General features: G+C 68.2%; 12 protein-coding genes. 9 read left to right on the plus strand and 3 right to left on the minus strand.

Annotated features, from left to right (window positions below):
• Positions 1–38: 38 nt before the first annotated feature.
• The 8 genes from ASE78_RS05610 (at position 39) to ASE78_RS05645 (ending at position 9,573) form a co-directional block, all read left to right on the plus strand.
• Positions 39–803, plus strand: coding sequence for an enoyl-CoA hydratase-related protein (locus ASE78_RS05610; protein ID WP_056494358.1), 765 nt, complete (start codon positions 39–41; stop codon positions 801–803).
• 43 nt (positions 804–846) lie between these two features.
• Positions 847–2,979, plus strand: a complete 2,133-nt coding sequence (scpA, locus tag ASE78_RS05615) for a methylmalonyl-CoA mutase (RefSeq protein ID WP_056494362.1) — start codon at positions 847–849, stop codon at positions 2,977–2,979.
• A 5-nt stretch (positions 2,980–2,984) separates the two neighbouring features.
• Positions 2,985–4,016 (plus strand): biotin synthase BioB, encoded by a 1,032-nt coding sequence (gene bioB / locus ASE78_RS05620; RefSeq protein ID WP_235514913.1) that lies wholly within the window; start codon positions 2,985–2,987, stop codon positions 4,014–4,016.
• Positions 4,007–4,393 (plus strand): lysozyme inhibitor LprI family protein, encoded by a 387-nt coding sequence (locus ASE78_RS05625; protein ID WP_056494368.1) that lies wholly within the window; start codon positions 4,007–4,009, stop codon positions 4,391–4,393. The genes bioB and ASE78_RS05625 overlap by 10 nt, the downstream gene beginning before the upstream one ends.
• A gap of 38 nt (positions 4,394–4,431) precedes the next feature.
• Complete coding sequence (locus tag ASE78_RS05630) at positions 4,432–6,456, plus strand: acetyl/propionyl/methylcrotonyl-CoA carboxylase subunit alpha (protein ID WP_056495229.1); 2,025 nt, start codon at positions 4,432–4,434, stop codon at positions 6,454–6,456.
• Positions 6,457–6,646: 190 nt separating this feature from the next.
• Positions 6,647–8,215 carry an alpha-amylase family glycosyl hydrolase gene (locus tag ASE78_RS05635; RefSeq protein WP_235514887.1) on the plus strand — a complete coding sequence of 523 codons (1,569 nt, stop codon included), beginning with the start codon at positions 6,647–6,649 and terminating at the stop codon, positions 8,213–8,215.
• Positions 8,215–9,225: a glycosyltransferase family 4 protein gene (locus ASE78_RS05640; RefSeq protein ID WP_056494371.1), complete on the plus strand. Its 1,011-nt coding sequence runs from the start codon at positions 8,215–8,217 to the stop codon at positions 9,223–9,225. Before ASE78_RS05635 ends, ASE78_RS05640 begins: the two co-directional genes overlap by 1 nt.
• A 54-nt stretch (positions 9,226–9,279) precedes the next feature.
• On the plus strand, positions 9,280–9,573 hold the full coding sequence (locus ASE78_RS05645) for a hypothetical protein (protein ID WP_055755892.1): 294 nt from the start codon (positions 9,280–9,282) through the stop codon (positions 9,571–9,573).
• Positions 9,574–9,586: 13 nt separating this feature from the next.
• Here the strand turns inward: ASE78_RS05645 and ASE78_RS05650 are convergent, their stop codons facing one another.
• From ASE78_RS05650 to ASE78_RS19440, 3 genes are read right to left on the minus strand one after another with little or no spacing between them, the layout of a single operon-like run.
• Positions 9,587–10,834: an adenosylmethionine--8-amino-7-oxononanoate transaminase gene (locus ASE78_RS05650; RefSeq protein ID WP_056494372.1), complete on the minus strand. Its 1,248-nt coding sequence runs from the start codon at positions 10,832–10,834 to the stop codon at positions 9,587–9,589.
• Positions 10,831–11,454, minus strand: a complete 624-nt coding sequence (bioD, locus tag ASE78_RS19435) for a dethiobiotin synthase (protein ID WP_056494375.1) — start codon at positions 11,452–11,454, stop codon at positions 10,831–10,833. The genes ASE78_RS05650 and bioD overlap by 4 nt, the downstream gene beginning before the upstream one ends.
• On the minus strand, positions 11,451–12,587 hold the full coding sequence (locus tag ASE78_RS19440) for an 8-amino-7-oxononanoate synthase (RefSeq protein ID WP_156351298.1): 1,137 nt from the start codon (positions 12,585–12,587) through the stop codon (positions 11,451–11,453). Before ASE78_RS19440 ends, bioD begins: the two co-directional genes overlap by 4 nt.
• Before the next feature lie 95 nt (positions 12,588–12,682).
• On the opposite strand from ASE78_RS19440, the gene ASE78_RS05665 reads away from it, so the two are divergent.
• Entirely contained in the window at positions 12,683–13,948 is a 1,266-nt protein-coding gene (locus tag ASE78_RS05665; RefSeq protein ID WP_082467029.1) for an AI-2E family transporter, read from the plus strand.
• Positions 13,949–14,317 lie beyond the last annotated feature (369 nt).

The raw sequence follows: 14,317 nt of genomic DNA on the forward strand, positions 1-14,317 counted from the left end.
CCGCAAAACCGTAACAAAAGATACGGGAGAGCGATTCGATGGCGGATGATCTGCGCGTGACGCGCGACGGCGACGTGTTGCGCCTGACACTCGACCGGCCCGACCGGCTGAACGCCGCGCCCCCGGCACTGTTCGATGCGATCCGCGAATGTTTGGGCCATCTGGACGGCGCGCGCGCCGTCCTATTGTGCGGCGAAGGGCGCGCCTTTTGCTCTGGCGCGGACATCGCCGCCGCCGCCGGCCTTGCCGACCCGCATGGCGCGCTGACCGATCATTATCACCCGACGTTGCAGGCGATCGCCGACCTGGACGTGCCGGTCGTCAGCGCAGTGCGCGGCGCGGCGGCGGGCATCGGGTGCAGCCTCGCGCTCGCCGCCGATTTCTGCGTCGCGGCGGACAACGCCTATTTCCTGCAAGCCTTCATCAACATCGGCCTCGTCCCCGATGGCGGGGCAAGCTGGATGCTCCCGCGCCTGATCGGGCGGGCGCGGGCGGCGCGGATGATGCTGCTGGGCGAACGGATCGATGCCGCGACCGCGCTCGACTGGGGCATGATCCACGCGGTCGTGCCCGACGATACGCTGGAGGCGGAGGCGCTGGCGCTCGCCCATCGGCTGGCGGCGGGGCCGACCGTCGCGCTGGGCCTTGCCCGCCGCAACCTGACCCACGCGCTCGACAGCAGTTACCCGGACGCGATGGCGCGCGAGGCCGAAGCGCAGCGCACCGCACGCGGCACCGCCGACGCCATTGAAGGGGCCGGCGCGTTTATCGCCAAACGAAACCCCCGCTTTCTCGGGCGTTAATGGCAAACCTCGACTTCACGGCCCGCTTGGCCCAAGGAACCGCATGATGACCGGCCCGACGATCGACGACTGGCAGAAACTCGCCGCCCGCGAGGTAAAGGATGCGGACCTCACCTGGACCACGCCCGAAGGGATCACGGTCAAGCCGCTCTATACCGCCGCCGACGCGCCCGATCCGGGGCTGCCCGGCTTTGCGCCGTTCACCCGCGGGGTAAAGGCGTCGATGTACGCCGGCCGGCCATGGACCATCCGCCAATATGCCGGCTTCTCCACCGCCGGGGAATCGAACGCCTTTTACCGTCGCAATCTGGCGGCGGGGCAGAAGGGGCTGTCGGTCGCGTTCGATCTGGCGACGCATCGCGGGTACGACAGCGATCATCCGCGCGTTGCGGGCGATGTGGGCAAGGCCGGGGTCGCGATCGACACGATCGACGACATGAAAATCCTGTTCGACGGCATCCCGCTCGACACCATGTCGGTCAGCATGACGATGAACGGCGCGGTGCTGCCGTGCCTCGCCTTCTACATCGTCGCGGCGGAGGAACAGGGGGTCGGGCCGGAGAAACTCTCGGGCACCATTCAGAACGATATTCTGAAGGAGTTCATGGTCCGCAACACGTACATCTATCCGCCCGAACCCTCGATGCGGATCGTGTCGGACATCATCGCCTATACCGCCGAGCATATGCCGCGCTTCAACAGCATCTCGATCAGCGGCTATCACATGCACGAAGCCGGGGCGACCGCCGTGCAGGAACTGGCGTTCACGCTGGCCGACGGCATGGCCTATGTCCGTGCGGCGATGGAGCGCGGGCTGGACATTGATGCGTTCGCCGGGCGGCTGTCGTTCTTCTTCGGCATCGGCATGAACTTCTTCATGGAGATCGCCAAGCTGCGCGCCGCGCGCACGCTGTGGAGCCGGATCATCGCCGGGTTCGGCGGCAATGCGCGCAGCCAGATGCTGCGCACCCATTGCCAGACCAGCGGCGTGTCGCTGACCGAGCAGGACCCGTACAACAATATTGTCCGCACCACCGTGGAAGCGATGGCGGCGACTTTCGGCGGAACCCAGTCGCTCCACACCAACAGCCTCGACGAAGCGGTCGCCCTTCCGACCGACTTCTCCGCCCGGATTGCGCGCAACACGCAATTGATCCTTCAGGAAGAAACGGGGATGACCCATGTCGCCGATCCGCTCGGCGGCAGCTATTATGTCGAGGCGCTGACCAAGGAACTGGCCGACAAGGCATGGGCGCTGATCGAGGAGGTCGAGGCGGCCGGTGGCATGATCGACGCCGTGAACTCGGGATTGCCCAAGGAACATATCGAACGCGCCGCCGCCGCGCGTCAGGCGCGGGTCGACCGTGCCGAGGACGTGATCGTCGGCGTGAACAAATACCGGCTGGCGCAGGAGGACCCGATCGACATCCTCTCGATCGACAATGCCAAGGTCCGCACCGACCAGATCCGCCGCATCCATGCGGTCCGCGCCGGCCGCGACGAGGCTGCGGCGCAGGACTGCCTGACTCGGCTGCGCGAAGGGGCGGCGGGCAAGGCCAATCTGCTGGCGCTGTGCGTCGCGGCGGCGCGTGCGCGCTGTACGCTGGGCGAAATGTCGGCGGCGATGGAAGTCGCCTTCGGCCGTCACGCGGTGCAGGTCACGCCGGTCAAGGGTATCTATGGCCCGGCGCATGCCGACGACAGCGGCTGGCTTCGCGCGGGCGAGGGCGTGGCGGCGGTCGAGCGGCGGCTCGGGCGCAAGCCCCGCATGCTGGTCGCCAAGATGGGGCAGGACGGCCATGATCGCGGCGCGAACGTCGTCGCCAGTGCCTTTGCCGATCTGGGGTTCGAGATCGTGTCGGGGCCGTTGTTCCAGACGCCGCAGGAAACCGCCGACCTCGCGATCGAACGCGGCGTCGACGTGGTCGGCGCATCCAGCCTCGCCGCCGGGCACAATACGCTGATCCCCGAACTCATCGCGCGCTTGGGCGACGCCGGGCGTAGTGATATTCGCGTCATTGCCGGCGGGGTCATCCCGCCGCAGGATTATGCGCTGCTCCGCGAGGCCGGGGTGGCGGCGATTTTCGGACCGGGCACCAATCTGGTCCATGCGGCGGGCGAAGTGTTGCGGCTGCTCGGCCATAATTTGCCGCCGGTTGGAGAGACTGTGGAATGAATGTGATTGCGTCTGTCGAGCCTGCCACGACCGTCGACGTGGGGGACGTCCGTACCGACTGGACCCGCGCGGAAATTGCCGACCTGTTCGACCTGCCGTTCGACGAACTGATGTACCGCGCGCAGACCGTCCACCGCGCGAACCATGCGGTCGGGCAGGTGCAGCTCTGCACGTTGCTGTCGATCAAGACCGGCGGCTGCCCGGAGGATTGCGGCTATTGCTCGCAATCGGCCAGCGCCGACACGAAGCTGAAGGCTGAAAAGCTGATGGAAGTGCAGGCGGTGCTGGCCAGCGCGGCCGAGGCAAAGGCGGCGGGCTCGCAGCGCTTCTGCATGGGGGCGGCATGGCGCAACCCCAAGGACCGCGACATGGACGCGGTGATCGCGATGGTCGAGGGGGTCCGCGCGATGGGCATGGAAAGCTGCATGACGCTCGGCATGCTCACGCCCCAGCAGGCGCGGCGGCTGGCAGATGCCGGGCTCGATTATTACAACCATAATATCGACACCTCGCCTGAGAATTACGCCAACATCATCTCGACGCGCAGCTTCGAGGATCGGCTCGACACGCTGGCCCATGTCCGCGCGGCGGGGATCAACGTGTGCAGCGGTGGGATCGTCGGGCTGGGTGAGACGCGCGCCGACCGCGTCGGTTTCGTCCATGCGCTGGCCACGCTGCCGCGCCATCCCGAAAGCGTGCCGGTCAACGCGCTGGTGCCGGTGAAGGGCACCGTGCTCGGCAACATGCTCGCCGACACGCCGCTGGCGAAGATCGACGACATCGAATTCGTCCGCACCGTCGCGGTCGCGCGGATCACCATGCCGATGAGCATGGTCCGCCTGTCGGCAGGGCGCGAGAGCATGGGCGACGCGACGCAGGCGCTGTGCTTCATGGCCGGCGCGAACTCGATCTTCACCGGCGACCGGCTGTTGACCACCGGCAACGCCGGTGACGATGCCGACGCGACGCTGCTGGCGAAACTCGGGCTGACACCGATGGTGGCCGAGGAACCGATGCGGAAGTCCGCATGCTGCTAACGCTGCTGTTCCTCGCCGATGCGGTGGGCGGCAATTGCGCCAAGGCGCCGACGCAGGCGGCGGCGAACGATTGCGCGGCCTCGGGCTGGCGGGTGGCCGACGCCGACATGACCCGCGAATGGGGCGTCGCGCGCGCGGCGATGCTGGCGCGCGACGCGCGCGATACGACGCGCGGCGGCGGGTTCGGCTATGGCGCGGCGCTGCTGGAGAGCCAGCGCGCGTGGCTGAAATTTCGCGACACGCGATGCGTGCTCGAAGCCGGTGTCGATGGTCGCAGCGTCGACGGCGGCGACGCACGGCCGTTGGTGCGCTTTTCGTGCATGGAGCGCATGACGATCGCGCGGACGCAGGCTTTGCGCCATCTGCGCGGCGGTTGATGCTGACCCCGGCAAACGGGGCGGATGAGGAGAGTGACGTGTTCAAGAAGATTCTGGTCGCCAACCGGGGCGAAATCGCCTGCCGCGTCATGCGCACCGCGCGGCGGATGGGGATCGCGACCGTCGCGGTCTATTCCGATGCCGATGCCCGTGCGCCGCATGTGCTGATGGCCGACGAGAGCGTCCGGCTGGGTCCGGCGCCCGCCGCGCAAAGCTATCTCGACCCCGAACGGATCCTCGCAGCCGCGAAGGCCACCGGCGCGGACTGCATCCATCCGGGCTATGGCTTCCTGTCGGAGCGCGAGAGTTTCGCGCGCGCCTGCGCCGATGCCGGTGTCACCTTCGTTGGCCCGCCGCCGAATGCCATCGCGGCGATGGGCGACAAGATCGAATCCAAGAAGCTGGCGCAGGCCGCCGGGGTCAACGTCGTCCCCGGCTATCTGGGCGAGATCGCCGATACCGACGAGGCGGCGCGGATCGCCGCCGACATCGGCTATCCGGTGATGATGAAGGCGTCGGCGGGCGGCGGCGGCAAGGGCATGCGTCTCGCGTGGAGCGAACAGGACGTCCGCGAAGGCTTTGAGGCGACCAAACGCGAGGGGCTGGCCAGCTTCGGCGACGACCGCGTGTTCATCGAGAAGTTCATCGAATCCCCCCGCCATATCGAGATTCAGGTGCTGGGCGACCAGCACGGCAATATCGTCTATCTCGGCGAGCGCGAATGCTCGATCCAGCGCCGCCACCAGAAGGTCGTCGAGGAAGCACCGTCGCCGTTCGTCACCCCGGCGATGCGCAAGGCGATGGGCGAACAGGCGGTCGCGCTCGCCCGCGCGGTCGGCTATCATTCGGCGGGTACGGTCGAACTGATCGTGTCGGGCGCGGACACCAGCGGCGAGGGGTTCTATTTTCTCGAAATGAACACTCGGCTGCAGGTCGAGCATCCGGTGACGGAGGAGATCACCGACCTAGACCTCGTCGAACAGATGCTCCGCGTAGCGGCGGGCGAACCGCTCGGTTTCACGCAAGACGACGTCAAACTGACCGGCTGGTCGATCGAGAACCGCGTCTACGCCGAGGACCCGTACCGTTGCTTCCTCCCCAGCACCGGCCGCCTGACCCGCTACAATCCTCCCTCTCCTTCAGGGAAGGGGCCGGGGGCGGGTCAGTCCAAAGTCCGCGTTGACGACGGCGTGGTGGAAGGGGGCGAGATTAGCATGTTCTACGACCCGATGATCGCCAAGCTCGTTACCTGGGCACCGACCCGCGAGACTGCGATTGATGCGCAGATCGCCGCGCTCGACGCTTTCGAGGTCGCGGGCGTGGGCAACAACATCGATTTCCTGTCGGCGATCATGCAGCATCCGCGCTTCCGCGAAGGCGCGCTCACCACCGGCTTCATCGCCGAGGAATATCCGCAAGGCTTCCACGGCGCCCCGGCCGATGCAGCGTTGCTACGCAAGCTTGTCGGGATCGCGGTCGCCGCCGATCTCGACCGCAGCGACCGTGCCGCCGGTATCGACGGCCAACTCGGCAACCGGATCATCGGATCGACGCAGCGGGTGGTGACGATCGACGATCACCGGTTCGAGGTGAGCGTCGATGGTCATTCGGGCGGGCTGCTGGTCAACATCGACGACGAAGCGCCGCTCGACATCGCGATGCACTGGCGGCCCGCCGACCGGGTCGTGACCGCGCGGATCGACGGCGATCCGCTGACCGTGCGCATTGCCCGCACCATCACCGGCTGGCGGCTGACGACGCGCGGGCGCGTGCATGACGTCGCCGTCCTGCCGCCGCATGTCGCAGCACTCACCCGGCACATGATCGCGAAGGTTCCGCCCGACCTGTCGCGCTTCCTGCTTTGCCCGATGCCGGGGCTGCTGACCCGTGTCGAGGTAGCCGAGGGCGACCGGGTCGAGGCGGGCCAGCCGCTGGCGGTGGTGGAGGCGATGAAGATGGAGAACATCCTGCGCGCCGAACGCCCCGGCACCGTCGCGCGCATCGCCCATGCGCCGGGCGACAGCCTCGCGGTCGACGCGGTCATCATGGAGTTCGAGGGGTAGGGGACCATCCCGTTCGGCCGTTACCGCTGAAACCGTCACCCCAGCGAAGGCTAGGGTCTCAAGCGGCTCTTGCTGTGCGCCAGCCTCATGAGATTCCAGCCTTCGCTGGAATGACGTCGGCTCCGAACGGGCTGCACCCCAAAACACGACGCGTGCGGAACCCTTTGCCCGCCCGGTGCTTATCGGGCGGGTGACGATCGTTTCATCCGCGCAACCATGGTGGGAAGCCGCCACCATCTATCAAATCTATCCGCGATCCTTCGCCGATGCCGATGGTGACGGCGTGGGCGACCTGAACGGTATCGCGGACCGGCTCGACTATCTGGTCGACCTCGGCATCGACACCATCTGGATCTCGCCGATCTTTCCCTCGCCGATGGCCGACTTCGGTTACGACGTCGCCGACTATACCGGCATCGATCCGCGCTTCGGCACGCTCGCCGATTTCGACGCGCTGCTGGCGAAGGCGCATGCGCGGGGCCTGCGCATCCTGCTCGATTTCGTGCCCAACCACAGTTCGGACCAGCATGCGTGGTTCCGGCAGAGCCGCTCGTCGCGCGACGATCCCAAACGCGACTGGTATATCTGGCGCGATCCCGCCCAGGGCGGCGGCCCGCCCAACAACTGGATCAGCGATTTCGGCGGCCCGGCATGGACCTATGACGCGGCGACCGGTCAATATTATTCGCGCGCGTTCCTGCCCGAACAGCCCGACCTGAACTGGCGCAACCCGGCGGTGCGCGCGGCGATGCTGGACGCGATGCGCTTCTGGTTCGATCGCGGCGTCGACGGTTTCCGGCTCGACGTGCTGTGGCATATCGTCAAGCACGCCGGTTTCCCCGACAACCCGCTCAACCCCGACTATCACCCCGGCATGGGCGAGATGCACCGCGTCCATCAGCTCCATTCGACCGACCAGCCCGAAGTCCACGCCATCGCCGCCGAGATGCGCGACTTGGCCGACCGCTACGGCGCGGTGCTGGTCGGCGAAATCTATCTGCCGGTGCCCAGATTGATGACCTATTACGGCACCGCCGATATGCCCGGTGTCCACCTGCCATTCAATTTCCAGTTGATCGAGGCACAGTGGAACGCCGCCGAACTGGCGGAGCGTATCACCGACTATGAAGCGGCCTTGCCGCCCGGCGGCTGGCCCAACTGGGTGCTGGGCAACCATGATCGCCCGCGCATCGCCACCCGCGTCGGGCCGGTGCAGGCAAGGGTTGCGGCACTGCTGCTGCTGACGCTGCGCGGCACGCCGACGCTGTATCAGGGCGACGAACTGGGCCTGCCCGACGCCCGCATCCCCACCGACCGCGTGCAGGACCCGCGCGAGCTGCGCGAGCCGGGCCTCGGCCTCGGCCGCGATCCGGTCCGCACGCCGCTCCCATGGGACGCGGCGGGCGGCTTTACCACCGGCGAGCCATGGCTGCCGATCGATCCCGCGCACCTGCCGCTGAACGTCGCGGCGCAGGCCGATGATCCGGCGTCGATGCTCGCGCTCTACCGCCGCCTGCTGGCGCTGCGTCGCGCCACCCCGGCGCTGGCCACCGGCGCGATCGACACGGTGACGGCGAGCGGCGATGTCCTGCGCTACGACCGCAGCGACGGCACGACCCGCTATCGCATCCTGCTCAACCTCGGCGACACCCCGGTCCCGGTCGACACGGCCGGAGCGATCCTCACCACCGACCCGTCGGGCACCGCCGATCCCCATCTCCTGCGCCCCGCCGAGGGCGTCATCCTGAAAGTCTCCTGATGCGTATCGCCATGCTCGCCCCCATCGCGTGGCGCACGCCGCCGCGCCACTATGGTCCGTGGGAACTCGTCACCAGTCTGTTGACCGAGGCGCTGGTCGCGCGCGGGCTCGACGTGACGCTGTTCGCCACGCAGGACAGCCTCACCTCGGCGACGCTCGCCGGGGTGGTGCCCGCGCCCTATAGCGAGGACCCGGCGATCGATGCCAAGGTCTGGGAATTCGCCCATCTCGCCCATCTGTTCGAGCGCGCCGGCGAATTCGATCTGATCCACAATCAGGCCGATTTTCCCGCCCATGCCTTTTCAGGGCTGGTCGACACGCCGATGGTCACGACAATCCACGGCTTCTCGTCCGACCGCATCCTGCCGATGTACGCGCCCTATCAGGACCGCGTTCGCTATGTCGCGATCAGCGACGCCGACCGGCATCCGTCGCTCAAGTATGCCGCGACGATCCACCACGGCATTCCGCTCAGCGACTTCCCGTTCGATGCGGTGGGCAGCGACGATCTGCTGTTCTTCGGCCGGATGCACCCCGATAAGGGTGCCGCCGCCGCCATCGCCGCTGCGAAAGCGGTCGGCAAGCGCCTCCACCTCGCCGGCATCGTGCAGGACGACCGCTATTGGCACGAGGAGGTCGAGCCGCATGTCGATGGCGAGCGTGTCGTCTATCACGGCGCGGTCGGCGGCAAACGGCGCACCGACATGCTGGGGCAGGCGAAGGCGCTGCTCCACCTGATCGGCTTCGACGAGCCCTTCGGCCTGTCGGTGATCGAGGCGATGGCCTGTGGCACGCCGGTCATCGCATATAACCGGGGATCGATGCCCGAACTGATCGAGGACGGGGTCAACGGCTTCCTCGTCGACACGCTCGACGAAGCGATCGCCGCGATCGGCCGGGTGGGCGAGATCGACCGGGCCGCCTGCCGCGCGCGTGTCGCCGAACGCTTCTCGGTCGAGGCGATGGCCGAGCGCTATCACGCCTTGTATCGCTCGATCCTCGGGGAATGAAACCGGCCTGATCCCTGTCGGTTATCGGCTCTGCAATCCGAACGGAGAGGGCCGATGCCACGCGGCGACAAGAGCAGCTATACCGACAAGCAGAAGCGCAAGGCCGCGCATATCGAGGAAAGCTACGAAGCGCGCGGGCTTCCCGAAGACGAGGCGAAGGCCCGCGCGTGGGCGACGGTCAACAAGGATTCGGGCGGCGGCAACAAGTCCGGCTCGGGACGCGGCAAGCCCGACAGCCACGCCTCGGCCCGCGCCGGCGGCAAGGCATCGGCCGATCGCTCCGCCGCCGATCGCTCGGCGGCGGCGAAGAAGGGCTGGGAAACCCGCCGCCGGACCGCCAGCACCTGACCGGGATGCCGGATCAAGCGTCGTCGCAGGCCGCTTCAAGTACGGCATAGACGAGGTCAAGGTCGTCCTCGCCGATGCAATAGGGTGGCATGACGTACAGCGTGTTGCCGAGCGGCCGGAGCAACACGCCCGCATCGCGGAACCGCGCGGTCAGGTGCGGCACGACCGGCGAGAGATACCCTTCCGCCCCGCCCAGATCGAATGCGGCGATCGTGCCGATCCGCCGCGCCGCCGTGACCCGGGGATGCCGCGCCAGCCGCGCCAGCCGCTCCGCCTGCCGCTGCGCCAGCAGCGCGATCCGCTCGACGACCGGCTCGTCGCGCCAGATGGCGAGGTTGGCATTGGCGGCGGCGCAGGCGATCGGGTTGGCGGTGTAGCTCGACGAATGGAAGAACATCGTCGCCCGGTCCGGCCCGTAATGCGCCTGATAGATCGCTTCACTGGCCATCGTCACCGCCAGCGGGATCGCCCCCCCGGTCAGCCCCTTCGACAGGCACAATATGTCGGGCACGACCCCGGCCTGCTCGCAGGCGGTGAGCGTGCCGGTACGGCCCCACCCGGTCATGACTTCGTCGGCGATGAAAAGCATGCCATGGCGTCGGCAGATGCGCGCCATCTCGGCCAGCACGGCGGGCGGGTACATCATCATGCCGCCCGCGCCCAGCACCAGCGGCTCGACGATGAACGCCGCCGCGCCCAGTCGGCATGCCGCCGCCAGCGCATCGTAACTCGCCTGTTCGCGGCCCGGCGCGGGGAAGGGGATGGTGCCGACATCGAACAGCAACGGCGCATAGGCCCGGTTGAACACCCCCCGCGCCCCCACCGACATCGCCCCGATCGTATCGCCGTGATAGCCGTGTTCGAGCACGAGGATGCGGTGGCGGTCCTCGCCCCGGTTGCGCCAGTATCCCAGCGCCATCTTCAGCGCGACCTCGACGCTGGTCGATCCTGAGTCGGAAAAGAACACCCGCGTCAGCGCTTCCGGCAAGATCGCGCGCAGCCCCGCCGCCAGCGTCTCGGCCGGTTCATGGGTCCATCCGGCAAAGATGATCTGGTCGAGCGTGCTCGCCTGGTTGGCGATGGCGGCGGCGATGCGCGGATGGTTGTGGCCGTGCGTCGTCACCCACCACGACGAGATCGCATCGACGATCCGCCGCCCGTCGTCGGTCCACAATGCCGCGCCATCGCCGCGCACGACGCGCGGGATCGGCTCGCCCAGCCCATGCTGGGTAAAGGGGTGCCAGATCGGCGAGTCGCTCACAGGAAATCGCTCCGGTCGAAATGGTCGGCGAATGCCGCCGTCAGCGTGTCCGGCCCCAGTCGATCGAGATGCGGCAGCCGTCCGAGCCGCCGGACGCCCCCCAGCCGGACGATCGTCGCCTCGCTGTCGGACATGCTCTCGCCGACGAAGGCAATGCCCCGCACCGGAACCCCCCGCGCGCGCAACGCCTCGATCGACAACAGGCTGTGGTTGATCGTGCCGAGCGCGGTCCGCGCGACCAGCACCACCGGCACCCCCCAGCGCGCGAACAGATCGGCGAACGTCGTGGTGCCGACGATCGGCACCAGCACGCCGCCGGCCCCTTCCACCACCAGCGGCCCAGCCACCTGCGGCAATGCCAGCCGGTCGAGGTCGATCGTCACCCCGTCGATCGCGGCGGCGCGGTGCGGCGAACAGGGGGTGGCAAGCGCATAGGCTTCGGGCAGGATGCGATCGCCCGGCAGGCCCGACAGCCGCGCCACCCGCTCGCGGTCGGTCCCGTCGCCGGTCCCGGCCTGCACCGGTTTCCAGTAGGACGCGCCGATCGCCCCCGCCAATCCGGCGGCGAACACCGTCTTGCCGACATCGGTATCGGTCCCGGTGACGACGATCACGCTCACCGCAACCGCCCCAGCACCCCGGCCAGCGCCGCGACATCGTCGAGCGTCACGTTCAGCGTCAGCGAAATCCGCAGTCGCGCCGTTCCCGCCGCGACGGTCGGCGGGCGGATGCCGCGCACGTCGAATCCGGCGGCCTGAAGCCCCTCGGCCAGCCGCATCGCCGCCACGTCCTCGCCGACGATCAGCGGCAGGATCTGCGATCCGGTCGCCTTCACGCCCAGCGGCGCCAGCAGCGCCGCCGCCGCGTCGATCAACGCGGCAAGCCGCGCCCGCCGCTCCGGCTCGTCGGCCAGCATCCGCAGCCCCTCGCGCACCGCCGCCGCCATCAGCGGCGAGGGTGCGGTCGAGAAGATGAAGCCGCGCGCGCGGTTGACAAGGAACTCGCGCACCACCGCCGGGCCGCATACCAGCGCCCCCTCAGCACCCAGCGCCTTGCCGCAGGTGCGCAGCGTCACGACGTTCGGCCGCCCTTCCAGTGCATGCGCAAGGCCACGTCCGTCGGGGCCGAACACCCCGGTCGCATGCGCCTCGTCGATCAGCAGCATCGCGTCGTGCCGCTCGGCGACCGCCGCCAGTGCGGTGAGCGGTGCCCGGTCGCCATCCATGCTGTAGAGGCTTTCCACCGCGATCCACGGCGTCCCCGTGCCGCCATCGCCACGCCACGCTTGGATCGCGTCCTCCACCGCATCGGCATCATTGTGCGCCGCCTTCACGGCGGGCGCCCGCGCCAGCCGCATGCCTTCATGCGCGCTGGCATGGACCAGTGCGTCATGGACGATCAGGTCGCCCTTCTGCGGCAGCGTCGCCAGCAGCGCGGCATTGGCGGCGAACCCGCTCGAAAACCACAGCGCCGATTCGCTGCCGAAGAAGGCGGCGGCCTCCGCCTCCAGCGCGTCATGCTCGGCATGATTGCCGCGCAACAACCGCGATCCGCCCGCGCCGACCGCCACGCCGCGCGCCAGCGCATCGCGCACCGCCCCCGCCAGCCGCGCCGACCCGGCCAGCCCCAGATAATCGTTCGACGCGAAATCGATGCCCGTCATCGGCACCAACCGCCGCCGCCGCCCGATCGCTGCCAGCCGGTCGAGGTCGTCGGCATGGGGGCGCAGCAGGGCAGGGGAGGGCGCAGTCACGGTCACAGTCGCCGGCGCATATCGGCTCGGGGCCAAGCGTGCAAATCCATGCGCGCGCGATGGCGTCGCCCGGCAGGACCGGCTAGGTTGCGATCATGGCAGACGGCACCCCGATCCCGACCGATCCCGAAACCCCCGTGCGGCGGACGGGCGCAACCGGCACCGCCGCGCAGCCGCCGTCCGATCCGGTCGACGCGGTGGTCGACGCCCCGACCGAGGAACTGCGCCGCGACCGGCTGCTTGCCTCGCTCACGCTGATCGCCGGGGTCGGCCTGCTGCTCGCGCTGCCCTTCGCGCTTCAGGCGGGCGCGCGCTTCTTCCTGCCGCTCACCGCCGCGATCGTCATCGCCATCGCGCTGGTGCCGCTGCTCGAATGGCAGGAGCGTCACCGCGTTCCGGCACCACTCGCCGCGCTGTTCTGCGTGCTGTTGTTCCTCATCATCGCCAATGGCGCGCTGGCCTCGATCGTCGTGCCGGCATGGGGCTGGGCACAGATATTGCCTGAACGGATCGACCGGGTTCAGGCGAACGTCGCGCCGCTGATCGATTTCTACGCCAGCCTCGAAAAATTCGTGAACGGCCTCATCACCAACGTCGCCAGCGCGCCCACGCGCCAGACGACCACCGCCGTCGCCCCGCCGCAATCGCTGCTCGACCTGTTCGCCACCTCGGCCCCGTCGGCGCTGCTGGAGATGTTCTTCGCGATCCTCGTGATCTATTTCTTCCTCGCCGGCTGGACCAACCTGCGCCGCGCGGCGATCACCAAGCGGACCAGCTTTGGCGGCGCGATGGCGACCGCGCGGGTGATCCAGAACGTCGTCGACGACACTTCGGCCTATCTCGGCACCATCACCCTCATCAACCTGATGCTGGGCGTCATCGTCGCGATCGCGCTATGGTATATCGGCATGCCGACGCCGCTGATGTGGGGCGGGATCGTCGCGCTGCTCAATTACGTGCCTTATCTGGGGCCGATCTTCGCCGCGCTGCTGCTGGCGCTGGGCGGACTGATGACCTTTACCGACATCTGGTGGGCGCTACTGCCGGCCGCGATCATGGTCGGCGCGCATCTGGTCGAGGCGAACGTCATCACCCCGCTGGTCGTCGGCCACCGCCTGACGATCAATCCGCTGATGATCCTCATTACCCTGAGCTTCTGGGGCTGGGTCTGGGGCACGCCCGGCGCGCTGCTGGCGGTGCCGCTGCTCATCATCATCCAGACGGTGCTGAAAGGCGCGGGCAAGCCCGACATCGCCGGCTTCCTGTTCGAACACGGCACGCTGATCCAGGATATTCCGCCGCCGCAAAGAAATACCGCGAACGGCAACACCGGCGTTGACAGCCCCGGAACGGCTCCGTAAAGCCCGCCTCCTCGCTAGAGAGCGGGTGTAGCTCAGTTGGTTAGAGCGCCGGCCTGTCACNNNGCGCATCCTTTGGATGCGGTGGCCCTTCGCGAAGTTCCAGATCGTTACCGTCGATGTCTCGGACGCACGCCTAAACACGTCATCCCAGCGAAAGCTGGGATCTCCCGGTGACAGCACGAGGCAAGTGCCGCTTGAGGCTCCAGCCTTCGCTGTAGCGACGCTTGCCGGCGGCTGGATCGAACTGCAGCGCTACGGGTCCCAACTTTCTGCAAGCGGATCGTTGACAGGCCGGAACGGCGCTTCTAAAGCCCGCCTCCTCGCTAGAGAGCGGGTGTAGCTCAGTTGGTTAGAGCGCCGGCCTGTCAC

It is taken from the genome of Sphingomonas sp. Leaf25 (genome assembly GCF_001421635.1).
GTDB lineage: Bacteria > Pseudomonadota > Alphaproteobacteria > Sphingomonadales > Sphingomonadaceae > Sphingomonas.

Excerpts from the sequence above, each read along its gene's own strand:
- ASE78_RS05610 (WP_056494358.1), top strand. The coding sequence starts at position 39 with ATGGCGGATGATCTGCGCGTGACGCGCGACGGCGACGTGTTGCGCCTG.
- scpA (WP_056494362.1), top strand. The coding sequence starts at position 847 with ATGATGACCGGCCCGACGATCGACGACTGGCAGAAACTCGCCGCCCGC.
- ASE78_RS05625 (WP_056494368.1), top strand. The coding sequence starts at position 4,007 with ATGCTGCTAACGCTGCTGTTCCTCGCCGATGCGGTGGGCGGCAATTGC.
- ASE78_RS05640 (WP_056494371.1), top strand. The coding sequence starts at position 8,215 with ATGCGTATCGCCATGCTCGCCCCCATCGCGTGGCGCACGCCGCCGCGC.
- ASE78_RS05645 (WP_055755892.1), top strand. The coding sequence starts at position 9,280 with ATGCCACGCGGCGACAAGAGCAGCTATACCGACAAGCAGAAGCGCAAG.
- ASE78_RS05665 (WP_082467029.1), top strand. The coding sequence starts at position 12,683 with ATGGCAGACGGCACCCCGATCCCGACCGATCCCGAAACCCCCGTGCGG.